Annotated in this window: 21 protein-coding genes; 18 read left to right on the top strand and 3 right to left on the bottom strand. The window is 67.6% G+C overall.

Annotated features, from left to right (window positions below; genetic code table 11):
- The first annotated feature begins 90 nt into the window (after nucleotides 1–90).
- A complete protein-coding gene (locus F1643_RS05665) occupies nucleotides 91–942 on the top strand; it encodes a DUF4743 domain-containing protein (protein ID WP_194911643.1) in 852 nt (283 codons plus the stop codon).
- Between the two features lie 264 nt (nucleotides 943–1206).
- Here the strand turns inward: F1643_RS05665 and F1643_RS05660 are convergent, their stop codons facing one another.
- The gene (locus tag F1643_RS05660; protein ID WP_370540479.1) at nucleotides 1207–1734 is read right to left on the bottom strand and encodes a cytochrome c family protein; all 528 of its coding nucleotides are present in this window, start codon (nucleotides 1732–1734) and stop codon (nucleotides 1207–1209) included.
- 327 nt (nucleotides 1735–2061) lie between these two features.
- Between F1643_RS05660 and F1643_RS05655 the strand changes: the two genes are divergently transcribed.
- The 3 genes from F1643_RS05655 to F1643_RS05645 all read left to right on the top strand — a co-directional run bounded on the left by F1643_RS05655 (nucleotide 2062) and on the right by F1643_RS05645 (nucleotide 4330).
- Entirely contained in the window at nucleotides 2062–2835 is a 774-nt protein-coding gene (locus F1643_RS05655; RefSeq protein ID WP_194911641.1) for a 3-deoxy-manno-octulosonate cytidylyltransferase, read from the top strand.
- A gap of 65 nt (nucleotides 2836–2900) precedes the next feature.
- Complete coding sequence (locus tag F1643_RS05650) at nucleotides 2901–3767, top strand: prephenate dehydratase (protein WP_194911639.1); 867 nt, start codon at nucleotides 2901–2903, stop codon at nucleotides 3765–3767.
- Nucleotides 3768–4021: 254 nt separating this feature from the next.
- Entirely contained in the window at nucleotides 4022–4330 is a 309-nt protein-coding gene (locus F1643_RS05645) for a hypothetical protein (protein ID WP_194911636.1), read from the top strand.
- 167 nt (nucleotides 4331–4497) lie between these two features.
- Here the strand turns inward: F1643_RS05645 and nudC are convergent, their stop codons facing one another.
- Nucleotides 4498–5406, bottom strand: coding sequence for an NAD(+) diphosphatase (nudC, locus tag F1643_RS05640; protein WP_194911634.1), 909 nt, complete (start codon nucleotides 5404–5406; stop codon nucleotides 4498–4500).
- Nucleotides 5407–5623: 217 nt separating this feature from the next.
- Between nudC and hisN the strand changes: the two genes are divergently transcribed.
- The 10 genes from hisN to rpmB all read left to right on the top strand — a co-directional run bounded on the left by hisN (nucleotide 5624) and on the right by rpmB (nucleotide 17302).
- On the top strand, nucleotides 5624–6406 hold the full coding sequence (gene hisN, locus F1643_RS05635; protein ID WP_194911632.1) for a histidinol-phosphatase: 783 nt from the start codon (nucleotides 5624–5626) through the stop codon (nucleotides 6404–6406).
- Nucleotides 6407–6454: 48 nt separating this feature from the next.
- On the top strand, nucleotides 6455–6961 hold the full coding sequence (locus F1643_RS05630) for a hypothetical protein (RefSeq protein WP_194911624.1): 507 nt from the start codon (nucleotides 6455–6457) through the stop codon (nucleotides 6959–6961).
- Between the two features lie 74 nt (nucleotides 6962–7035).
- Nucleotides 7036–8901 (top strand): extracellular solute-binding protein, encoded by a 1866-nt coding sequence (locus F1643_RS05625; protein ID WP_194911622.1) that lies wholly within the window; start codon nucleotides 7036–7038, stop codon nucleotides 8899–8901.
- Between the two features lie 74 nt (nucleotides 8902–8975).
- Nucleotides 8976–10841 carry an extracellular solute-binding protein gene (locus tag F1643_RS05620; RefSeq protein ID WP_194911620.1) on the top strand — a complete coding sequence of 622 codons (1866 nt, stop codon included), beginning with the start codon at nucleotides 8976–8978 and terminating at the stop codon, nucleotides 10839–10841.
- 74 nt (nucleotides 10842–10915) lie between these two features.
- Nucleotides 10916–12025 carry a microcin C ABC transporter permease YejB gene (locus F1643_RS05615; RefSeq protein WP_194911618.1) on the top strand — a complete coding sequence of 370 codons (1110 nt, stop codon included), beginning with the start codon at nucleotides 10916–10918 and terminating at the stop codon, nucleotides 12023–12025.
- Nucleotides 12025–13110, top strand: a complete 1086-nt coding sequence (locus tag F1643_RS05610) for an ABC transporter permease (protein ID WP_194911616.1) — start codon at nucleotides 12025–12027, stop codon at nucleotides 13108–13110. Before F1643_RS05615 ends, F1643_RS05610 begins: the two co-directional genes overlap by 1 nt.
- A 25-nt stretch (nucleotides 13111–13135) precedes the next feature.
- Nucleotides 13136–14776 (top strand): ABC transporter ATP-binding protein, encoded by a 1641-nt coding sequence (locus F1643_RS05605; protein WP_194911614.1) that lies wholly within the window; start codon nucleotides 13136–13138, stop codon nucleotides 14774–14776.
- 99 nt (nucleotides 14777–14875) lie between these two features.
- Nucleotides 14876–15874, top strand: a complete 999-nt coding sequence (gene meaB, locus F1643_RS05600) for a methylmalonyl Co-A mutase-associated GTPase MeaB (RefSeq protein WP_194911612.1) — start codon at nucleotides 14876–14878, stop codon at nucleotides 15872–15874.
- 211 nt (nucleotides 15875–16085) lie between these two features.
- Nucleotides 16086–16769: a phasin family protein gene (locus F1643_RS05595; protein WP_194911610.1), complete on the top strand. Its 684-nt coding sequence runs from the start codon at nucleotides 16086–16088 to the stop codon at nucleotides 16767–16769.
- Nucleotides 16770–17002: 233 nt separating this feature from the next.
- Entirely contained in the window at nucleotides 17003–17302 is a 300-nt protein-coding gene (gene rpmB, locus F1643_RS05590; protein WP_012973047.1) for a 50S ribosomal protein L28, read from the top strand.
- A 298-nt stretch (nucleotides 17303–17600) separates the two neighbouring features.
- Here the strand turns inward: rpmB and F1643_RS05585 are convergent, their stop codons facing one another.
- Nucleotides 17601–18179, bottom strand: a complete 579-nt coding sequence (locus tag F1643_RS05585; RefSeq protein ID WP_194911609.1) for a regulatory protein RecX — start codon at nucleotides 18177–18179, stop codon at nucleotides 17601–17603.
- 117 nt (nucleotides 18180–18296) lie between these two features.
- On the opposite strand from F1643_RS05585, the gene F1643_RS05580 reads away from it, so the two are divergent.
- The 4 genes from F1643_RS05580 (at nucleotide 18297) to F1643_RS05565 (ending at nucleotide 22586) form a co-directional block, all read left to right on the top strand.
- On the top strand, nucleotides 18297–19100 hold the full coding sequence (locus F1643_RS05580; RefSeq protein WP_194911607.1) for an ABC transporter permease: 804 nt from the start codon (nucleotides 18297–18299) through the stop codon (nucleotides 19098–19100).
- A gap of 139 nt (nucleotides 19101–19239) precedes the next feature.
- Complete coding sequence (locus tag F1643_RS05575) at nucleotides 19240–20397, top strand: aspartate aminotransferase family protein (protein WP_194911673.1); 1158 nt, start codon at nucleotides 19240–19242, stop codon at nucleotides 20395–20397.
- Nucleotides 20394–21347 carry an ornithine carbamoyltransferase gene (argF, locus tag F1643_RS05570; protein WP_194911605.1) on the top strand — a complete coding sequence of 318 codons (954 nt, stop codon included), beginning with the start codon at nucleotides 20394–20396 and terminating at the stop codon, nucleotides 21345–21347. Before F1643_RS05575 ends, argF begins: the two co-directional genes overlap by 4 nt.
- Nucleotides 21348–21650: 303 nt before the next feature.
- Nucleotides 21651–22586 (top strand): Hsp33 family molecular chaperone, encoded by a 936-nt coding sequence (locus F1643_RS05565; RefSeq protein ID WP_194911604.1) that lies wholly within the window; start codon nucleotides 21651–21653, stop codon nucleotides 22584–22586.
- Nucleotides 22587–22658 lie beyond the last annotated feature (72 nt).

Genomic DNA, 22658 nt, shown 5'->3' with positions numbered 1-22658 from the left:
AAAGCGGCGCAAGATGTCCGAATCACGGAGCACGGAGTGCCCCAGGATGAGCGGTTGCGCCGCCGCCCGAGCCCGATTTGGATGGAAACCATGAGCTTCCTCGATCACATCCGCGCGTGCAACGCGCACGACCTGTCCGGCTTCCGCCCCTTCGAGCTGGACGGCCACACCGTGGGCTGGGTGCGTCATGCCCTGGCCGAAGCGTTGCCGGACGTCGATCCCGGCTTCGTCGTCACCCCCGACCGGCTGAGCATCGCCCCGGAGATCCGCGATTTCGAGGCGCGCTCGACCCTGCTCGACCATGCCGCCGCCTATCTGGTCGAACAGGGAACGGTGAAGGCGCTGCGCGGGGAATATTACCCGATCCTGCCGCGCTGGGGAGCGGAGCCGCTGGCCCGTCTCGACCGCGCCGCGGTCGGTGCCTTCGGCATCGAAGCCTACGGCCTTCATATCAACGGCTATGTGCGCGATGAATCCGGCGGGCTGCTGCTGTGGGTCGGCCGCCGCGCCCGCGACCGGGAAGTGGCGCCGGGCCAGCTCGACAACCTGATCGCCGGCGGCCAGCCGATCGGCCTGACGCTGGCGGAGAACCTGGAGAAGGAGGCGGCGGAGGAGGCCGGGCTCGATGCGGAGACCGCGCGGCGCGCCGTGCCGGTCGGCGCCATCAGCTACACGATGGAGACTCCGGCCGGGCTGAAGCGCGACCGCCTGTTCGTTTATGACCTGGAGCTTCCGCCCGGCCTCACCCCGGTCAACACCGATGGCGAGGTGGAGGTCTTCGAACTCTGGCCGCTGGACAAGGTGGCGGAGTCGGTGCGCAGTACCGGCAACTGGAAGTTCAACGTCAACCTCGTGGTGACCGACTTCCTGATCCGCCACGGCTGGCTGACTCCGGAGAACGACCCCGACTATCTGGAGATCGCCTGCGGCCTGCGCCGATAGGCGGAACGGCCTTGTCGGCAATCGTCCGATAACATCCCGTAACCGATGCCTTCTCGAATCCGTCGTCATCCCCGCGAAGGCGGGGATCCAGAGTTGCCAGTGCAAGGGCGGCCACAAGCCTGGATTCCCGCCTTCGCGGGAATGACGGTCGAAGAGGATAGTCGTCGGCTTCCGGTGGACTTCGGCGCCCTCGGCTCCACCGCAGCCTACAGAAAAGGCCCCGCCCTCTTGCGAGAGCGGGGCCTTTCTCCGTGTGCTCCTGCCTTACTGCGGCAGCGGCTGCGGGCTGTCGGCCAGCGAGCGCAGATAGGCGATGACGGCGGCGCGGTCGTCGTCCTTCTTCAGGCCGGCGAAGGTCATCTTGGTTCCGGGGGCGTAGCCCTTCGGGTCGTAGAGGAACTTGTTCAGCTCGTCATAGCTCCAGCTGCCGCCGGTCTTCACCAGGGCATCGGAATAGCTGAAGCCCTGGATGTGGCCCTTCGCACCGCCGACGATGCCGTACAGGTTCGGCCCGACCTTGTTCGCGCCGCCCTTGTCGAAGCTGTGGCAGGCGGCGCAGGCCTTGGCGACCTTCTGGCCGTTCTCCGGGCTTGCGGCGGCGAGCAGAGGGGCGATCGGCGCCGGGCCGGCGGGAGCGGCACCCTTGTCGGCGGCGGGCGCTGCTCCCTCGGAGTCGCGACGACGTAGACACTCTTTTCCAGCGGCTTCGAATGAACCAGCACCTTGGACGCGAATCCGGCCAGCATCGCGATCAGCCCGGCCAGCAGCACGGCGCCGAAAATCTTGTTCCACTCCATGCTCATTGATGAGCCCCTTTTTTTCCCTGATTTCAGTGCACTCGGCGTTTCTCCCGCCCGCGGCTGAACGCGCCGCGGTCACCATAGCCCGCGGTCCGAAGCTTGTCATAGCCCGGCGGACCGCGAAAAAAGGTCGCATACAAATTTGTCGCAGTCACCAACCACTTAATTTACTTGCGCAGTACGCTGGCATCGCAAAACACCCCCCAGTCGGGGCATACCTGCACTTGACGCCGCACAGGCGCCCGTGTTTCACCCGCGACCACCCCCCTCCGGCCCGCCCTGGCGGACCCGATACCCTTTGCTCCGGAGCTTCCGCGCCATGCCGACCGACTCCAGCCCCACCCGTCCCGCCAACCCGATCGTGGTGATCCCGGCGCGCATGGCCTCCACCCGGCTGCCGGGCAAGCCGCTGGCCGACATCCTGGGCGCGCCGATGATCGTCCATGTGCTGCGCCGCGCCAGGGAGGCGGCGATCGGCCCGGTGGTGGTCGCCTGCGCCGAGCCGGAGATCGCCCGCGCGGTCGAGGCCGCCGGCGGCACCGCGGTGCTGACGCGTCCCGACCATCCCTCGGGCTCCGACCGCATCTTCGAGGCGCTGCGGCTGATCGATCCGGAGGGGCGGCACGACGCGGTGGTCAACGTGCAGGGCGACCTTCCGACCATCGAGCCGGAGAGCGTGCGCGCCGTCTTCGCGCCGCTGTCCGACCCGGAGGTCGACATCGCCACCCTGGTCGTGGAGATCACGCGGGAGGAGGAACGGACCGACCCCAACGTGGTCAAGGCGGTGCTGGAGCTTCCGGCCGGTGCCCGACAGGGCCGCGCGCTCTATTTCACCCGCGCCACCGCGCCGACCGGCGACGGGCCGCTCTACCACCACATCGGCCTCTACGCCTACCGCCGGGCGGCGCTGGAGCGATTCGTGTCGCTGCCGCCCTCGGTGCTGGAGCAGCGCGAGCGGCTGGAGCAGTTGCGCGCCTTGGCCGACGGCATGCGGATCGACGCGGCGGTCGTTGACGCGGTTCCGCTGGGTGTCGATACTCCCGCCGACCTGGAGCGCGCCTGTGCTCTCCTGTCCGCCCGCAAGGGCGGCTGAAACCCGATGCCGTCCGCCCACAAGGGCGGCTGACGCCTTCACGACCCGCCGGGGGAGCTCCGTCCATGCCCACGTCCAACATCATCGCCTTCCAGGGCTTCCCCGGCGCCTATTCCGACCTGGCTTGCCGCAACGCGCGGCCGACCATGACGACCATGCCCTGCGCCACCTTCGAGGACGCCTTCGCCGCGGTGCGCGAGGGGCGGGCGTCGCTGGCGATGATTCCGGTGGAGAACTCCATCGCCGGCCGCGTCGCCGACAACCACTATCTGCTGCCGGACGGCGGCCTGCACATCATCGGCGAGCATTTCCAGCGGGTGAACCACCAGCTGCTGGCGCCGAAGGGCGCCACGCTGGACAGCATCGAGACGGTGCGCAGCCACATCCAGGCACTGTCCCAGTGCCAGACCGCCATCCGCAGCCTGGGCCTGCAGCCGATCAACCATGCGGACACGGCGGGCGCGGCAAAGGAGATCGCCGCGATGAACGACCCGCGCCATGCCGCCATCGCCTCCTCGCTGGCCGCGGAGATTTACGGCCTGGACATCCTGAAGAGCGGGATCGAGGACGCCACCCACAACACCACCCGCTTCCTGATCCTGGCGCGCGAGCCGAAGCTGCCGGCGCTGGGGTCCTGCAAGACGATCACCACCTTCGTCTTCCGCGTCCGCAGCGTGCCGGCCGCGCTGTTCAAGGCGATGGGCGGCTTCGCCACCAACGGCATCAACATGACCAAGCTGGAAAGCTACATGGTCGGCGGCCACTTCACCCAGACGCAGTTCTACGCCGACGTCGAGGGGCACCCGGACGAGCGTCCCCTGCGCCTCGCCCTGGAGGAATTGGACTTCTTCGCCCGCGAGGTGAAGATCCTCGGCGTCTACCCGGCCAATCCCTTCCGCTACCAGGAAAGCCAGCGCGTCGGCGAGGATTGACCTCCTCCCGCCGGTGCTCTCCCGCAACGCCGCAAGTCTTTTCGCACCCGCGGTCAAGTCGCGCGTCATTCCGCCGCAGTGACGCGACTTAGCCATGGCCGCGCCCGGCGGGTGCTGGGCAAGATTAGTGGAAGTTGTTATACAATGAAGACCGGCAAGCACCGGCTTCATATGCTTACAAACACAAAGAAACACCACGGCGGCTGACGGGTGAAACCCCGCCGACGGCCATGGCGCCACGGATGGAGGTTGCCATGCTCACGATGGACGATTGTTTGGGCCTTGCGAACCTGGAGGCGGACGAGGTGGCGCAGATCGCCGCCCACGAACATCTCCCCTTCATGACCGCCCTGGAAAAGGGTGCCTCCCTGCTGCACGAGCCCTGGGGCGACGCGGCCGTCCGCCAGATGGTGTGGGACAACCTGTGCAGCGCCGACCGCCGCCATGCGGCAGAAGCGGCATCGCTGATGGCGCTCTACAACGACACCTGCACCCGCCACCCCAACCCCTTCGACCGCCGCACGTCCCCGGCGCGCGCAGCGGGGCCGCAGCGGCGGCATTGAGGGAGATGGCTCTGAGCGGCACCGTTCAGTATCGCCGAAGCTTCGACTACTCCATTCGACCGTCATTCCCGCGAAGGCGGGAATCCTGCTATTCCAAAAGGTTAGGTATGGAAACACCTGGATCCCCGCCTCCGCGGGGATGACGGCTGAAAAACGAAGCCGCTCCCTCACCCCTCCGCCATCCATTCCCGGATCAGGCGGTGGGCAATCGAGTCGGGACGGGCGAGGCGGAAGGTCTCGTCCGGCGTATGGGTGCGCAGGAACCCGCGGTCGAACCAGCGGGCGCTTTCCAGCTCGTCGTTGCCGGTGTCGATGTCGAAGTTGGTGGCCCGCGCGGTGAAACCCAGCATCAGCGACGACGGGAAGGGCCAGGGCTGCGACGAACGGTAGCGGATGTCGGTCACGGTCAGCCCGACCTCCTCGAACACCTCGCGGGCGACGGTGTCCTCCAGGCTTTCGCCCGGCTCGACGAAGCCGGCCAGCACCGAATGCATGCCGGGCGGGAAGCGGCTCTGGCGGCCCAGAACGATCCGGTCGCCGCCGTCATGGACCAGCATGATCACCGCCGGGTCGGTGCGCGGGAAATGGTGGGTGGCGCAGCCGGGGTTGGTGCAGAGCCGCACATGGCCGCCCTCCGCCGACGCGGCGGGCGACCCGCAGACCCCGCAGAAGCGGTGGCGGGCGTTCCACCAGACCATGCCGCGGGCGTAGGCGCACAGCGCCGCCTCCCCCTCCGGCATCAGCGGACCGGCGGCGCGCAGATCCTCGAAACGGCCGAGGCCCTGCAGGGCGGGCAGAGCGTCCGGTTCCTCCACCATCGACAGGTCGACGGTAAAGAGCGGGGCACCATCCTCCATCAGCCCGAGGAAGATCGGCACCGCGTCCAGCCCCTCGGCAGGCAGTTGCACGGCGCGCGGCGCATCGTCCGGGCCGGCGACGAAGCTTTTGGTCTGCCACACCGGCAGAACGCGGGATGCAGGGGCGAGCCAGGCCTCCGTCAGCCAATCCTCGTCCTTGCGGCGGAGGGAGGCGCGGTCGATTGGCGTGGCGGCGTAGATGTTGGGTCGGTTCGTCATGGCCGATGGAGGCTGCCACAAGCGGTGACGGGCGGAAAGCCCCGCCTTAAGGCCAGTTGCCCGCAGTCCGGTTGCCCGCGGTCCGGTTGCCCCCTGAGCGGTCGTTCGGCAGCGGTTCCGCCCCCGGCAGCGTGGGCGGGGCGCTTTCGGGTTTCCGGGGCGGGTCCACGCCGTTAGGATGCGGCACTCATATCGACAGCAGCTTCAAGGAGCGACCATGACCGAACCCTGCCCCGCCCCGATGGTGGCGCTCGCCCAGCGGTTGGCCGACTCCAGCGGCAGCGTGGTCCGCCGCTATTTCCGCACCCCCGTCGCCATCGACGACAAGGCCGACGCCTCGCCGGTCACCATCGCCGACCGCGAGGCGGAGCATGTCATCCGCACCATCATCGAAAGCCAGCGCCCGGATGACGGCATCTATGGCGAGGAGCACGGCACCAAGAACCTGGACGCCGAATGGGTGTGGGTGATCGACCCCATCGACGGCACCAAGTCCTTCATCACCGGGCGGCCCATCTTCGGCACGCTGATCGCCCTGCTGCACCGTGGCCGTCCGGTGATGGGCATCATCGACCAGCCCATCGTCGGCGACCGCTGGATCGGCGTCGAAGGCCGGCCGACCACCCACAACGGCCAGCCGGTGCGCGTGCGCCCCTGCCCCGGCGGTCTGCCTGCCGCCATGTTCGGCACCACCTCCCCCGACCTGTTCCCCGGCAGCGATTACGACGCCTACCGCCGTGTCGCGGCCAAGGTGAAGACCGCCTCCTATGGTGGGGACTGCTACACCTACGGCCTGCTGGCGTCCGGCTATTACGATCTCGTCGTCGAATCGGGGCTGAAGCTGTACGACTTCGCGGCGCTGGTGCCGGTGGTGACCGGGGCCGGCGGGCTGATGACGGATTGGGAGGGCAAGCCGCTCGACGCCAACTCCAGCGGCCGGGTGATCGCCGCCGGCGACCCGCAGACCCACCGGGACGCCATGAAGGTTCTGGCTGGCTGATCGGGGCAAGCTGATTCGTTACTGTCATACGTCCATTCGGAAACCGAAATGACCACTATCGCCCCGCCCACCCGTTCCGTATTCGAAACGTCTCCCGAAAAGCTGCGGCCATTCCTGGAGGGGCTGGCTGCGCGGGTGTCGGGTGGGTCGAACTGGCTGGTGCGCAAGAAGACAGTCTGCGACCTGCTGCTGGGTCTCGACGCCTTCTTCGCCCTCCCCGCGGCCGAACGGCAGGCCCTGATGAGCGACGAGGCCACCCCGGCGGACAGCGTGGACGCGGACGGCGGCCCGGAGGATTTCCGCAAGGTCCTGCCGCTCTACGTCGGGGCGATCCTGGAAAGGCTGAAGGAGACGACCATTACGGCTCCGGAACAGGCCGCCATCTACCTGCTGTCCATCCACCCCGAACATCAGGCGGCGGCGGAAGCCTGGATGCTGGCCGACCCGCGCAACGGGAAGTCGGTGCGCAAGCTGATGCGGACCGACCGCCGCTATCGCCAGTTGATGGACCGCATGGCCGACCATTGGCGGACCGCGCGGAACGGCGGAGCTTGAGACGGAATAGCGCTTGACCGGGGAGCGGACGTGGCAATCTAACCAGAACGCCCGCTCCCGACACAGGATTGCCGATGCGCCGCCTTCTCGCCGTTGCCGCCACGATCCTGACCCTCGCCGCGCCGGCCGCCTTCACGTCGGCCGCATTCACATCGGCACAGGCAGCGACAAAGACCGTCACCGCGCTGAAGCAGTTCGGGGAGCCGCAGTTCAAGCCGGGCTTCACCCATTTCCCCCACGTCAACCCGGATGCGCCCAAGGGCGGGTCGGTCGGGCTGGCCGAATCGCAGCCGGGAACCTACGACAGCCTGAACACGCTGATCCTGCGCGGGGTGCGGCCGCGGACGCTGGGGCTGATCTCCGACACGCTGATGGTCGGTTCCGGCTGGGAGCAGGACGCCGCCTACGCCCATATGGCGGAAAGCGTGGAGGTGCCCGACGATTACGGCTGGGCGGTCTTCACGCTGCGCCAGGGCGCCCGCTGGCATGACGGCACGCCGATCACCAGCGCCGACGCCGTCTTCACCTGGGACGCGATCCAGGCCCATGGCGCACCCTTCATCAAGTCCTTCCTCGACCACACCGCCAAGGTGGAGGCGCTGGACGAGCGCCGCTTCAAGATCACCTTGACCGGCACGGGGGAGATCAAGCCGATCATCGACTTCGCCGTCACCTTCGCGCCGCAGCCCAAGCATTGGTGGACGGCGCAGGGGCGCGACATCTCCAAGACGACGCTGGAGCCGGTGCTGGGCAGCGGTCCTTACCGGATCAAAACGGTCGATCCCGGCCGCTCCATCACCTACGAGCGGGTGGCCGACTGGTGGGCGAGGGATCTGCCGACCGCCCGCGGCTTCTACAATTTCGACACGGTGAAGGACGACTTCTACCGCGACGACGACGTGATGTTCGAGGCGTTCAAGGCCGGCGCCTACGACTTCCGCGGCGAATACCGGGCGCAACGCTGGACCACCGGCTATGATTTCCCCGCCGCGCGCGACGGCCGCGTCCTGAAGCTGGAGGTGCCGAGCGAACTGCCTCTGGGCGCCCAGGGCTACCGCCTCAACACCCGCCGCGACAGGTTCGCCGACCCCCGCGTGCGCGAGGCGCTGGCCCTGCTGTTCGATTTCGACTGGATCCGGAAGAACATCCTGTATGGCCAGTACAGCCGCACGCTCAGCAACTTCCCCAATTCCGACTTCGGGGCCAAGGGTCCGCCCGGCCCGGCGGAGCTGGCGCTGCTGGAGCCCTTCAAGGCGCAGCTGTCAGAACGGCTGCTGACCCAGCCCTTCACCCTGCCCACCACCGACGGCAGCGGCAACAACCGCGCCCAGGTGCGCGAGGCGACGCGCCTGTTCAAGGAGGCCGGCTGGGAGACCCGCAACGGCAAGCTGACCAATGTGAAGACCGGCGAGGCGATGACGCTCGAGTTCCTCGACGGCACCGGCGCGCTGACCCGCGTCACCCAACCCTACATCGAGACCCTGCGCCGGGTCGGCATCGACGCGTCCTTGCGCATCGTCGACACCGCCCAGTATCAGGCGCGGCTGGACGAGTTCGATTTCGACGCCATCGTCGTCAATCTCAGCTTCTTCACCCCGCCGGGCACCGAACTGCGCGGCTATTTCGGCTCCGCCGCCGCCGGCATCAAGGGATCGGCCAACTATTCCGGCATCCATGACCCGGTCGCCGACGCGCTGATCGAAAAGGCGCTGGCCGCCAAGGATCTGGACTCCGTTCAGGCCGCCACCCGCGCGCTCGACCGCGTCCTGCTGTGGGGCTTCTACATGGTGCCGCAATGGTACAACGCCGAAAGCTGGATCGCCCACAAGGCGTGGCTGGCGCATCCGACGGTCTGGCCGAAATACGACCAGGATTATCGCAGCACCAATTTCCCGGCGACCTGGTGGGTGAATGCGGCAGGGAAGGCGGCGCAGCCTTGATGACGCCCCATTGCGGGGCTAACTCCATCAGTCCGAACGGCTTTTTGGACAACAATCGAGGGAGGGGATCGGGCATGACTTGTCGGATGCGGTGGCTGGGCACCGGCGTGACGGCTGCGATGACGGGGACGGCAATGGCGGCGCTTCTGCTGCTGGCGACACCCGTCGCGGCGCAGGAAAAGGGCAGCCACGCCCTCGCCCTGCACGGCAAGCCGAAATACGGGCCGGACTTCCAGCATCTCGACTACGTCAATCCCGACGCCCCGAAGGGCGGCGAGGTCAAGCTGATGGCCTTCGGCGGCTTCGACAACCTGAACCCCTTCATCCTGCGTGGACAGGCCGCCGCCGGCTCCGGGCTGCCGTTCGAGACGCTGACGACCAGCAACGGCGACGAGGCGATCACCGAATACGGCCTGCTGGCCGAGACCATCCAGGTCGCCGACGACCGCAGTTGGGTCGCATTCACCCTGCGGCCCGAAGCCCGCTTCCACGACGGCAAGCCGGTCACCGTCGACGACGTGATCTGGAGCTTCGACACGCTGCGCGAAAAGGGCCATCCGGTCTACCGCACCTACTACGCCGACGTGACGAAGGCGGAGAAGACCGGCGAACGCACGGTCAAATTCTCGTTCCGGGATGGCAACAACCCCGAGCTGCCGGTCATCATGGGCCAGCTGCCGGTTCTGCCCAAGCATGCCTTCGCCGACCGCGACTTCGCCACCACGACGCTGGAGCCGCTGGTCGGCAGCGGCCCCTACAAGGTGGCGGACGTGCAGGCCGGCCGTGCCATCACCTATGAGCGGGTGAAGGACTGGTGGGCGAAGGACCTGCCGATCAACCGCGGCCGCTACAATTTCGACCGCATCCGCTACGACTATTACCGTGACCTCGATGTGGCCTTCGAGGCGTTCAAGGCCGGCGCCTATGATTTCCGGCTGGAGAATTCGTCGAAGAACTGGACCACCGGCTACAATGTCCCGGCGGTGCAGAACGGCCAGATCGTCAAGGAGGAGCTGAAGCACGAGGACCCGCAGGGCATGCAGGCCTTCGCCTTCAACATCCGCCGCCCGATCTTCCAGGACCGCCGCGTGCGCGAGGCGCTGAATTACCTGTTCGATTATGAATGGACGCGCGCCAACCTGTCCTACGGCCTCTATCAGCGCACCAGGAGCTATTTCGCCAACACCGAACTCGCCTCCACCGGCCTGCCTTCCCCCGCCGAGCTGAAGCTGCTGGAGCCCTTCCGCGGCCAGATCCCCGACGAGGTGTTCACCAAGCCCTACGAGCCGCCGAAGACCGACGCCAGCGGCAACATCCGCGGCAACCTGCGCACCGCGCTGGGCCTGCTGAAGGACGCCGGCTGGGAGTTGAAGAACGGCAAGCTGGTCAACGCGCAGGGCCAGCCCTTCCGCTTCGAGATCCTGCTGGTGCAGGCCGACATGGAGCGCATCGTCCAGCCCTTCGTGCGCAATCTGGAGCGCGCCGGCATCGAGGCGCAGATCCGCGTGGTGGACAGCGCGCAGTACCAGAACCGCACCGATAATTTCGATTACGATATGATCATCGAGCGGTTCGCGCAGTCGTTGTCGCCCGGCAACGAACAGCGCGACTACTGGGAATCGTCGCGCGCCGACCAGCCGGGAAGCCGCAACGCCATCGGCATCAGGAACCCGGCCATCGACAAGCTGGTGGAAACGCTGATCGCAGCCCCCGACCGCGAGGCGCTGATCACCGCCACCCGTGCGCTGGACCGCGTGCTGCTGTGGAACTGGTACGTCATCCCGCACTGGCACGACACCGTCTACCGCGTCGCCTATTGGAACCGATTCTCCCATCCGGCGGTTGCCCCGAAATACGGTCTGGGCTTCACGGACAGCTGGTGGATCGATGCGGAAAAGAACGCCAAGCTGGCCAACAGCGCGCGCCGCACGGCTCCCTAAACTGTCTGACCTGCGCAACGGTCTGGTTTAAGCTGTCTTATCCTTGAGGATTGGGGAGGGTCGGGACACCCGCGATGCTGGCCTACATCATCCGCCGCCTGTTGCTGATCATCCCCACCCTGTTCGGGATCATGGTGATCAATTTCCTGATCGTTCAGATCGCCCCCGGCGGCCCGATCGAGCAGATGATCGCCCGCGTCCAGGGCACCGCGGTGGAGGCGACGTCCCGCATCGGCGGCACCGCCGGCGGCGACGCCAACACCGCCCAGCGCCAGAATCAGACCGCCGGCGACAGCGGCGGCAAGTATCGCGGTGCCCAGGGCCTGGACCCCGCCTTCATCAAGCAGCTGGAGAAGGAATTCGGCTTCGACAAGCCGATCCACGAACGCTTCATCCACATGATGTCGAACTACATCGTGTTCGATTTCGGGACCAGCTACTTCCGCGACCGCCGGGTGGTCGATCTGGTTCTGGAAAAGATGCCGGTGTCGATCTCGCTCGGCATCTGGACGACGCTGATCGTCTATCTGGTTTCCATACCCCTGGGCATCGCCAAGGCGGTGCGCGACGGGCAGCCCTTCGACGTCTGGACCTCCGGCGTGGTCATCGTCGGCTACGCCATCCCCAGCTTCCTGTTCGCGGTGCTGCTGATCGTGGTGTTCGCCGGCGGGCGCTACCTCGACTGGTTCCCCTTGCGCGGGCTGGTGTCCGACAATTGGAGCGACCTGCCCTGGTACAAGCAGATCCTCGACTATTTCTGGCACATGGCGCTGCCGGTGATCTCCATGGTGATCGGCGGCTTCGCCGGCCTGACCATGCTGACCAAGAACTCCTTCATGGAGGAGATCGGCAAGCAGTACGTCACCACCGCGCGGGCCAAGGGCCTGACGGAAAACCGCGTGCTGTACGGCCATGTCTTCCGCAACGCCATGCTGATCGTCATCGCCGGCTTCCCCGGCGCCTTCATCGGCATCCTGTTCACCGGCGCCATGCTGATCGAGGTGATCTTCTCGCTGGACGGGCTGGGGCTCTTGGGCTTCGAGGCGGCGATCAACCGCGACTATCCGGTGATGTTCGGCACGCTCTATTTCTTCACGCTGCTGGGGCTGATCATGAATCTGGTCGGCGACATCACCTATGTGATGGTCGATCCCCGGATCGACTTCGAATCGCGGAGGGTGTGATGACTCCGCTGACCCGGCGCCGGCTGGCCAACTTCAAGGCGAACCGCCGCGGTTTCTGGTCCTTCTGGATCTTCTTGGTGCTGTTCGTCCTTTCGCTGGGGGCGGAGTTCATCGCCAACGACAAGCCGTTGCTGGTCGAGTACGAGAACCAGTATTACTGGCCGGTCTTCCAGACCTATCCCGAGACCACCTTCGGCGGCGAGTTCGAGACGGAGACCGACTACCGCGACCCCTTCGTCCGCGACCTGATCAACGCCAAGGGCTGGATGGTCTGGCCGCCGATCCCCTACAGCTATCGCACCATCAACTACAACCTTCCGGTCCCCGCCCCAGCCCCGCCGTCCGCCGACAACTGGCTGGGCACCGACGACCAGGGGCGCGACGTGGTGGCGCGGCTGATCTACGGCTTCCGCATCTCGGTGCTGTTCGGGCTGGTGCTGACTGCCTTCTCCTCCGTCGTCGGCGTGGCGGCGGGTGCGGTCCAGGGGTATTTCGGCGGACTGACCGACCTGCTGTTCCAGCGCTTCATCGAGATCTGGCAGGGGTTGCCGACCCTGTTCCTGCTGATCATCCTGGCCAGCGTGGTGACGCCGACCTTCTGGTGGCTGCTGGGCCTGCTGCTGCTGTTCTCGTGGACGGCGCTCGTCCATGTGGTGAGGGCGGAGTTCCTGCGGGCGCGCAACCTGGATTACGTGCGCGCAGCCAAGGCGCTGGGCGCCGGCGACATGACCATCATGGTCCGCCATGTGTTGCCCAACGCGATGGTGGCGACGCTGACCTTCATGCCCTTCATCCTCAACGGCTCCATCACCACGCTGACGGCGCTGGACTTCCTCGGCTTCGGCCTGCCGCCCGGCTCGCCGTCGCTGGGCGAACTGCTGGCCCAGGGCAAGGCGAACCTGCAGGCGCCGTGGCTCGGCCTGACCGCCTTCTTCGTGCTGGCCATCATGCTGAGCCTGCTGATCTTCATCGGCGAGGCGGTGCGCGACGCCTTCGATCCGCGCAAGACCATCGCCCAGATGTCCACCGCGCTGCCGGGGGATGCCGCCGCGGCGACCGCGGCGCGCAAGGAGGCGGCGGAGTGACGATGACGACCGTTAAGAGCCCGACATGACCATCATGCCCCCCAACCCCGACCTTCTGTCCGTACGGGGCCTGCGCGTCGATTTCCGGTCGGGCGGCGGTGCGACGCAGGCCGTCAAGGGCGTGTCCTTCGACATCCAGAAGGGCGAGACGGTGGCGCTCGTCGGCGAGTCGGGCTCCGGCAAGTCGGTGACGGCCCTGTCGATCCTGCAGCTGCTGCCCTACCCGATGGCGCACCACCCCGCCGGCTCGATCCGCTTCCGCGACACCGAGCTGCTGGGCGCCGAGGAGAAGACCCTGCGGCAGGTGCGCGGCAACCGCATCGCCATGATCTTCCAGGAACCGATGACCTCGCTGAACCCGCTGCACAGCATCGAGCGGCAGATCAACGAGACCCTGGTCCTGCACAAGCGCCTGTCGACCGGCGCCGCCCGAGCCCGCACGCTGGAGTTGCTGCGCCTCGTCGGCCTGCCCGACCCGGAAAAGCGGCTGACCGCCTACCCGCACGAACTGTCGGGCGGCCAGCGCCAGCGCGTGATGATCGCCATGGCGCTCGCCAACGAACCCGACCTGCTGATCGCCGACGAGCCCACGACGGCGCTCGACGTCACCATCCAGGCGCAGATCCTGGCGCTGCTGAAGGATCTGCAGAGCCGCTTCGGCATGGCGCTGCTGCTGATCACCCACGACCTGGGTGTGGTGCGCAAGATGGCGGACCGCGTCTGCGTGATGAACCAGGGCGAGATCGTCGAGCAGGCCAAGGTCGACGACCTGTTCATCCGCCCGCGCCATCCCTACACCCAGAAGCTGCTGTCGGCCGAACCGCGCGGCAACCCGCTGTCGCCGCCGGAGGATGCGGCGGAGGTGATGGCCGCCGACAAGCTGAAGGTGCATTTCCCGATCAAGAAGGGGCTGCTGCGCCGTACCGTCGGCCATGTGAAGGCGGTGGACGGCGTCGACGTGGCGGTCCGCCGCGGCCACACCGTCGGCGTCGTCGGCGAATCGGGATCGGGCAAGACCACGCTGGGCTTGGCTCTGCTCCGCCTGCACGCCAGCCAGGGCGCCATCCGCTTCGACGGCACCGACATCCAGGGCTGGCAGCCGAAGCGCCTGCGGGGCTTGCGTCGCGAGATGCAGATCGTTTTCCAGGACCCCTATGGCAGCCTGTCGCCCCGCCTGTCGGTCGGCCAGATCATCGGCGAGGGGCTGGGCATCCACGGCATCGGCGATCGCAGCGAACGCGAGGCGATGGTTGCCCGCGCCCTGGAGGAGGTCGGGCTGCCGCCGGAAGCCCGCAACCGCTACCCGCACGAGTTCTCCGGCGGCCAGCGCCAGCGCATCGCCATCGCCCGCGCCCTGGTGCTGAAGCCGAAATTCGTCGTGCTGGACGAGCCGACCTCGGCGCTGGACATGTCGGTGCAGGCGCAGATCGTCGATCTGCTGCGCGACATCCAGGCCCGCCACAACCTCGCCTACCTGTTCATCAGCCACGATCTGCGGGTGGTGCGGGCGCTGTCCAGCCACGTCATGGTGATGAAGGACGGCAAGGTGGTCGAACAGGGGCCGACCCAGCGCATCTTCGAGGAGCCGCGCGAGGACTACACCCGCGCCCTGCTCGCCGCCGCGCTGAACCTGGAGGCGGTGGAGTCGCCGGCGGTGCGGACCTGAGTGGTCGGCGTGAGGCGTCAGGACACGAGGCATGGGCTTTATCCGCGACCTCTCCGCGGGTAGGGTAGCCCTCCCCTCGCACTGACCGACGCCGCCGCCATGACCGACACCGCCCCGCAAGACGCCGCCCGCCTCGCCGAAGCCGTCCGGTCGGGCGACCGGCGGGCGCTGGCCCGCGCGATCACGCTGATCGAATCGACGCGCGCCGACCATCGCGCCACCGCCGACGCGCTGCTGGCGGCGCTGCTGTCTTACACCGGCAACTCGGTGCGACTCGGAATCTCTGGCGTGCCGGGGGTTGGCAAATCGACCTTCATCGAGGCGTTCGGGCTGCATGTCATCGGGTTGGGGCACAAGGTCGCGGTGCTGGCAGTCGATCCGTCGTCGCAGCGCACCGGCGGCTCGATCCTGGGCGACAAGACCCGCATGGTCGACCTGTCGCGCGAAGCCGACGCCTTCATCCGCCCTTCCCCGGCGGGTGCGACGCTGGGCGGGGTGGCGCGCCGCACGCGCGAGGCGATGCTGATCTGCGAGGCCGCCGGCTTCGACGTGATCGTGGTGGAGACGGTCGGCGTCGGCCAGTCGGAGACCGCGGTCGCCGACATGGTGGACCTGTTCATGCTGCTGCTGCTGCCGGCCGGCGGCGACGAGCTGCAGGGCATCAAGAAGGGCATCGTCGAACTGGCCGACCTCGTCGTCGTCAACAAGGCCGACGGCGACCTCGCCGCCACTGCCCGCCACACGGTGGCCGACTATCGCCACGCGCTGGCCCTGCTGCGCCATGGCGACTGGCGGGTGCCGGTGCTCAGCTGCTCCGCCGTGAAGAAGGTGGGAATCGACACCGTGTGGGACACCATCGGCGAGCACAAGGCCCTGACCGAAGCCAACGGCGCCCGCGCCACCCGCCGGGCCGAACAGGCACGTGCCTGGCTGTGGAGCGAGATCCGCGAGACGCTGATCGACCGCTTCCGCTCCCACCCCGCCGTGCGGGCCGATCTGGCGCGACTCGAGGCGGAGGTGACCGCCGGCACGACCATCCCGGCGGCGGCGGCCCACACTCTCCTGGGGCGTTTCCTCGACCAGACGGGCGGCGCATAACCCGTTCAGCTTATGTTGCACCGCAACAAATTCGTTGCGCCGCACCACCCGTAGGGCTATTCTGCATCGGGCGGGAAAGGGGCGACATGCGCCGATTCGACCTTGTCGATTCGTCATGTCGCTTGGGCCGGGGTGCCCGCGGTCTCCTGGGGTTACGCCGGAGCGGCCTTTCCGTTTCCGCCAATGTGCCTTTTCTACGGGAGACAACGCCATGACCGCTCAGCCGACCCCCGCCGCCGTCCTGACCCTGTTCAAGACCAACGCCCAGACTACTGCCGCCAAATCCGCGCGCGTCGCCACCCTGGTCCAGGACGGCTACCGCCGCTGGTTCGACGGCGTGACCGCATCGGTCAACGACGCCAGCCGTCTGGCCGCCGGGCTGGGCAAGGCCCGCACCCCGGCCGATCTGGCCGCGCTGCAGCGCGATTGGCTGTCCACCACCCAGGCCCGTGTGACCGAGAGCGTGCAGGGTTTCCTGGACGTCTCCACCAAGATTGCCGCCGAGATCACCACCCTGCCGACGCCGGCCGTCGATGCGGCCCCGGTTGCCGCTCCGGCCCCGGAGGTCGAGGCTCCGACGCCGGCCCCGGTGACGGTCACCGCCCCGGTGGTCGAGATGCCGAAGGTCGAAGCCCCCAAGGTCGAAGCCCCTAAGGTCGAAGCCAAGATCGAGGCCCCCGTTCCGGCCCCGGTCGTCGAGGCCCCGGAAGCTGCTCCGGAGCCCGCCCCGGTGAAGGCCGCAGAGACCGCTCCGGTCGCCGCCACCGCCGCCAAGCCGGTCGAGGTTTCCGTCGAGACGCTGGTCGAGGCTGTGAAGGCCGAGAAGGCCGCGGCCAAGCCGGCGCCGCGCCGCGCCGCCAAGCCGGCGTCGAAGACCTCCACCGCCGTGAACTGACACCCGTCAGGACAAGGCATTTAGAGAAAGACCGGACGCGGCGCGTCTCTTCGCCAGATCGAAGAGGCCGCCACGCTTCGACTCTCCACACTCCCGCGACGACTCAGGTTTTGATGGGTTCGTCGCGGATCCCGGCTTGACGACGGCACTTTTGTTCGACTATATAGCGGCCTCCTTCGGGCGGCAGGCCGTCCGTTACCGGGTTTCATTTGCTAAAGTAAAGGATCAGTCCGATGGCACGTCGGTGCTCCGTGACCGGCAAGGGCACGCAGTTTGGCAACAACGTCAGCCACGCCAACAACAAGAATCGCCGCCGCTTCCAGCCGAACCTCCAGGAAACGTCGCTGCTCAGCGACAGCCTGGGGCAGCTGGTGCGTCTGCGCCTCTCGGTGAACGCGATCCGCTCGATCGAGCACAAGGGCGGCCTCGACGCCTTCCTGCTCGATGCGAAGGACGCCGTGCTGAGCCTGGATGCCCGTCGCATCAAGCGCCGGATTTCCAAGGCCCAGGAGAAGCAGCAGGCCGCGGCCTGATCGCTTCCCGGCTTCTGGGGCGCGTTTGGTGTGCTGAGGCGGGGCGCTTGCCGCTCCGCTAGCGAGATTTAGGACGCGTACAGGACGATTCCGACTCCCGGTAAGAGAGCGGCGCGCGACATCCGAAAGGGTGCCGCGCGTTTCGTCGTTTTTGGGGGGTGTTGCGATCTGCCGAGTTGGCCCCCACCTAGCCTCCCCCGCTGGGCGGGGGAGGGACTGCCGCCGCTTTTCCGATCAAGCACTGGTCCCCTCCCCCGCCCAGCGGGGGAGGGTTAGGGTGGGGGCACCGGGCGAGAACTCACTCCCCCGACAGCTCCTCCGGATCCTCCGCATCCACCACCCGCCGGGCGATCTCATACCCGAACCCCGCCCGTCCCAGCGCCGCCATGTCCTTCTCGCGGTGCGCTTCGCGCTGCTCCGGCCGCCGGTAGGGACCCAGCCGCCGCCGCTTCGCCAACGCCAGCGCCGCGGTCAAATCCAAATCCGGCCCGACATCCTCGCGCAGGCTGTCCAGCGCCTTGTCGGCCTCGTCGCGGCCGATGCCCTTGCCGGCCAGCTTCTGGGCAATCAGCCGGGTGGAGGCACCGCGGCGGTGCAGGCTCTCCGTTCGCATGCGGGCATAGGTCTCGTCGTTCAGCAGGCCGCTGCGGACATAGCGGGCGAGCAACTCGTCGACCCAGCGCGCGCCCTCCTCGCGGTCGGTGCCGTGGGCCTTGGCCGACAGGTCGACCTTGCGCATCAGCACCCGGCGCAGGTTGGCCGTCGAGCTGGCGAAGCGTTCCAGGTAATGCAGCGCCGCGTTCTCCAGATATTGCGGCGTGACGCGCTTGGGCGGCTTGCGGGCCGGCGAAGACGGGCGCTTGTCGTCGGTGTTCATGGCAGTCCCTTCGGCGGCGGCGGTTGCCGGATGGGTGGGCCGCACGTACAGTCCGGGGCTTTCTCGGCAGTCCGTGGCCTTGCCGGCGCCGCTACCCAAAAGGCAGATCGTGACGCGATGACCCTTCCCCTTCCTCCCATGCCGCGCAATGTCGGTTCCGTCAACTGGATCGGCCTGTGGACGCTCTACGCACGCGAGGTACGGCGCTTCGTCAAGGTGCACCAGCAGACCGTCTGGGCGCCGGTGGTGACGACCCTGCTCTATTACGCGGTGTTCGCCCTGTCGCTCGGTTCCGCCGTGCGGATGGTCGGAGAGACGCCCTTCCTGCAATTCCTGGCGCCCGGCCTGATCATGATGGCGATGGTGCAGAACGCCTTCGCCAACACCTCCTCCTCCATCGTGATCGCCAAGGTCCAGGGCAATATCGTCGACATCCTGATGCCGCCGCTGTCGCCGATGGAGCTGGTCAGCGGCTTCGTGCTGGGCGGCGTCACCCGCGGCATCGTGGTCGGTCTGGTGACGGGCCTCGCCATCTGGGCGGTGATCCCGATGCAGATGCCGCATCCGGGCTTCGTGCTGTTCCATGCGGTGATGGCGTCGATGCTGCTGTCGCTGCTGGGTCTGGTCGGCGGCGTCTGGTCGGAGAAGTTCGACAACATCGCGGCGGTGACCAACTTCGTGGTGACGCCGCTGTCCTTCCTGTCCGGCACCTTCTATTCGGTCGACACCCTGCCGCCGGTCTTCTGGTGGATCGCCCATTTCGACCCGTTCTTCTACATGATCGACGGCTTCCGCTATGGCTTCATCGGCACGTCGGACGGGTCGCGCTGGCTGGGCGTGATCGTGATGCTGGGGGTGAATGCCGGGCTGTGGTGGCTGGCCTGGCGCATGTTCAAGACGGGTTACAAGCTGAAGGCGTGAAACACCGGAAAGTCCTGCGTCTTTTCCGCCCTATCCGTTGACAGAACCGATCGATCTTCGGATATTTGCCGTTCCCGGCGGCCAGCCATGGCCGCCGGATTTTCCTTTTTGGGAGACCAAAGCCGTGATCCCCGTCGTTATGCCCACATACGCCCGCGCCGACATCGTGTTCGAGCGTGGTCAAGGTCCGTATCTCTACGCGACCGACGGGCGACGATTCCTCGACTTCGCCGCCGGCGTCGCGGTGAACGCCCTGGGTCACGCGCATCCCTATCTGGTGGAAAAGCTGACCGAGCAGGCGAACAAGCTGTGGCACACCTCCAACCTGTTCCGGGTCGCCGGGCAGGAGAGCCTTGGCAAGCGCCTGACCGAGGTCACCTTCGCCGACACCGTGTTCTTCACGAATTCCGGCGCGGAAGCGTGGGAATGCGGCGCCAAGGCCGTCCGCAAGTACCACTATGACTCCGGCAACCCGCAGAAGAACCGCATCATCACCTTCGAGCAGGCTTTCCACGGCCGCACGCTGGCCGCCATCTCGGCCGCCAAGCAGGAGAAGCTGGTGCATGGCTTCGACCCGCTGCTGGACGGCTTCGACCAGGTGCCGTTCGGCGACCTCGACGCCGTGCGCGCCGCCATCACGCCCCAGACCGGCGGCATCTGCGTCGAGCCGATCCAGGGCGAAGGCGGCATCCGCGCCGGTTCGGTGGAGTTCCTGCGCGGCCTGCGCGCTCTGTGCGACGAGCATGGCCTGCTGCTGTTCCTGGACGAGATCCAGTGCGGCATGGGCCGCACCGGCAAGCTGTTCGCCCATGAATGGGCCGGCATCACGCCGGACGTCATGTGCGTCGCCAAGGGCATCGGCGGCGGTTTCCCGCTCGGCGCCTGCCTGGCGACGGAGCGTGCGGCGTCGGGCATGACCGCCGGCACCCACGGCTCCACCTATGGCGGCAACCCACTGGCGACCGCCGTCGGCAACGCCGTGCTGGACGTCATGCTGGCGCCGGGCTTCCTGGACGACGTCCGGAAGACCTCGGCCTATCTGCGCGGCCGCCTGGAGGAGCTGATCGCCAAGCATCCGGCGATGTTCCTGGAACTGCGCGGCCAGGGCCTGATGCTGGGCCTGAAGCTTGGCCAGCCGGTGGGCGATGTGGTGGCGAAGCTGCGCGCCAACGGCCTGCTGTCGGTCCCGGCCGGCGACAATGTGGTGCGGCTGCTGCCGCCCCTGAACATCGGCGAAGCCGAAGTGAATGAAGCCGTCGGAATTCTCGACCGGACGGCGCAGGAGTGCGTGGGATGAGCGGCGACAACAACAGCGCCAACAACGGCGTTCGGCACTTCCTCGACATCGACCGGATGGACGGCGCCACCCTGCGCCGCCTGCTCGACCATGCCGTCCGCATCAAGGCCGACCTGAAGAAGGACCGGCTGGCCCATTCCACCCTGCTGGCCGGCCGCTCGCTGGCCCTGATCTTCGAGAAGCCCTCGACCCGCACCCGCGTGTCGTTCGAGGTCGGCATGCAGCAGTTCGGCGGCAACGTCGTGGTGCTGAAGCCCGATGACATGCAGCTGGGCCGCGGCGAGACCATCGGCGACACCGCCCGCGTGCTGTCGCGCTTCGTCGACGCGGTGATGGTCCGCACCACCGGCGAGGAACGGGTGCATGAACTGGCCGCCCATGCCAGCATTCCGATCATCAACGGCCTGACCGACCAGACCCACCCCTGCCAGATCATGGCCGACCTGATGACCTTCGAGGAGCATCGCGGTCCGATCAACGGCCGGACCGTCGCCTGGATCGGCGACTGCAACAACGTCGCGGTCAGCTGGGCCCATGCCGCCGTGCGCTTCGGCTTCGAGATGCGTCTGGCCTGCCCCACCGTCTACGGCCCGTCGCCGGAGCTGCTGGCCTGGGCGGAGCGCGAGGGCACCGGCCGTCTGGTCGTCACCGAATCGCCGGAAGAGGCGGTGCGCGGGGCCGAATGCGTCATCACCGACGCCTGGGCCTCCATGCACAACACCGACGTGGACGAGCGCGCGGCGATCCTCGCCCCCTATCAGGTGAACGAGGCGCTGATGGCCCACGCTCATCCGGACGCGCTGTTCATGCACTGCCTGCCGGCCCACCGGAACGAGGAAGTGACCGATGGCGTGATCGACGGCCGCCATTCGGTGGTCTGGGACGAGGCGGAAAACCGCCTGCACGCCCAGAAGGCCATCCTCGGCTGGTGCATGGGCGTGCTGGACTGAGGGAGCGTTCTGCCCCCACCCTAACCCTCCCCCGCTGGGCGGGGGAGGGGATTCGGCCTTTGTCGGCGCACAGCGGCAGTCCCTCCCCCGCCCGGCTCTCGCACAAAGCCATGCTTTGTGCTGACGCGGCAGGCGGACCGTAGGTCCGCTGAGAGCGGGGGAGGTTAGGTGGGGGCCAGACCTCCCCACGCCCACAGGCCACCCCATGCATGGGTGCCCTGCCGGCCTTGATTCGGCCCCTCCCCGCCCCGATCTTCGGCCCTACGCCTATATCGCCGGTCTCTGTCTTAAGGAATCCGCCCTATGGACGATCCGTCCGTCCGCCCGCTCACCGATGATTTCGTCCTGCCGTTCCAGATCGAGGCGTCGCGCCTGCGCGGCCGCACCATCAAGCTGGGGCCGGCGATCGACGAGATCCTGACTCGCCACGACTATCCGCCCACCGTCGCCCGCTTTCTGGCGGAGACGGCGACGTTGGCCGTGCTGCTCGCCAGCATGCTGAAGTACGAGGGCATCTTCACCCTGCAGACCAAGGGCGACGGTCCGATCCGCCTGATGGTGGCCGACGTCACCTCGGTCGGCGACGTGCGCGCCTATGCCCAGTTCGATCCGGAAGCGCTGGCCAAGGCCGAGCGGGACGTCGAGATCGCCCCGGCCGCGGCGCTGCTCGGCAAGGGCTACATCGCCTTCACGGTGGACCAGGGTCAGGACACCGACCGCTACCAGGGCATCGTCGAGCTGTACGGCAAGACGCTGACCGACTGCGTCCAGCATTACTTCCGCCAGTCCGAGCAGATCGACACCGGCCTGACCGTTTCGGTCGACCGCGAGGTGAAGCCGGACGGCACGCCCGGCCAGTGGCGCACCGGCGGCATCATGATCCAGCGCCTGCCGCAGGAGCAGGGGCTGGTCGCCTCGGATAAGGAAGACGACTGGCGCCGCGCCATGGTGCTGATGGCCAGCGTCACCGGCGACGAGCTGCTGTCGACCGAGATCGCCGCCCCCGACCTGCTCTACCGCCTGTTCCACGAAGACGGCGTGCGGGTCTATGAAGGCCATGCGCTGCGCTTCGGCTGCCGCTGCTCGCGCGAGCGGGTGGAGAACATGCTGCGCAGCCTGCCCCGCGAAGAGGTGCAGGAGCTGAAGATCGACGATGGCCGGGTCGAGGTGACCTGCCAGTTCTGCTCGACCGACTACCACTTCACCGACGCAGATCTCGACCGCGTGTATGGCGCGTAAGCAGTGTGTTGGCGGCCGGTGCCGGAAGGCGCCGGCCGTCCGCTTGCGCTCCCCGCCGGCCTCACCCATACT

The organism is Azospirillum sp. INR13, assembly GCF_015390205.1.
Taxonomy (GTDB): Bacteria; Pseudomonadota; Alphaproteobacteria; order Azospirillales; family Azospirillaceae; genus Azospirillum.
Note: the sequence above shows the minus strand (reverse complement) of the source record. Positions and strands in the feature narration are given on the sequence as shown.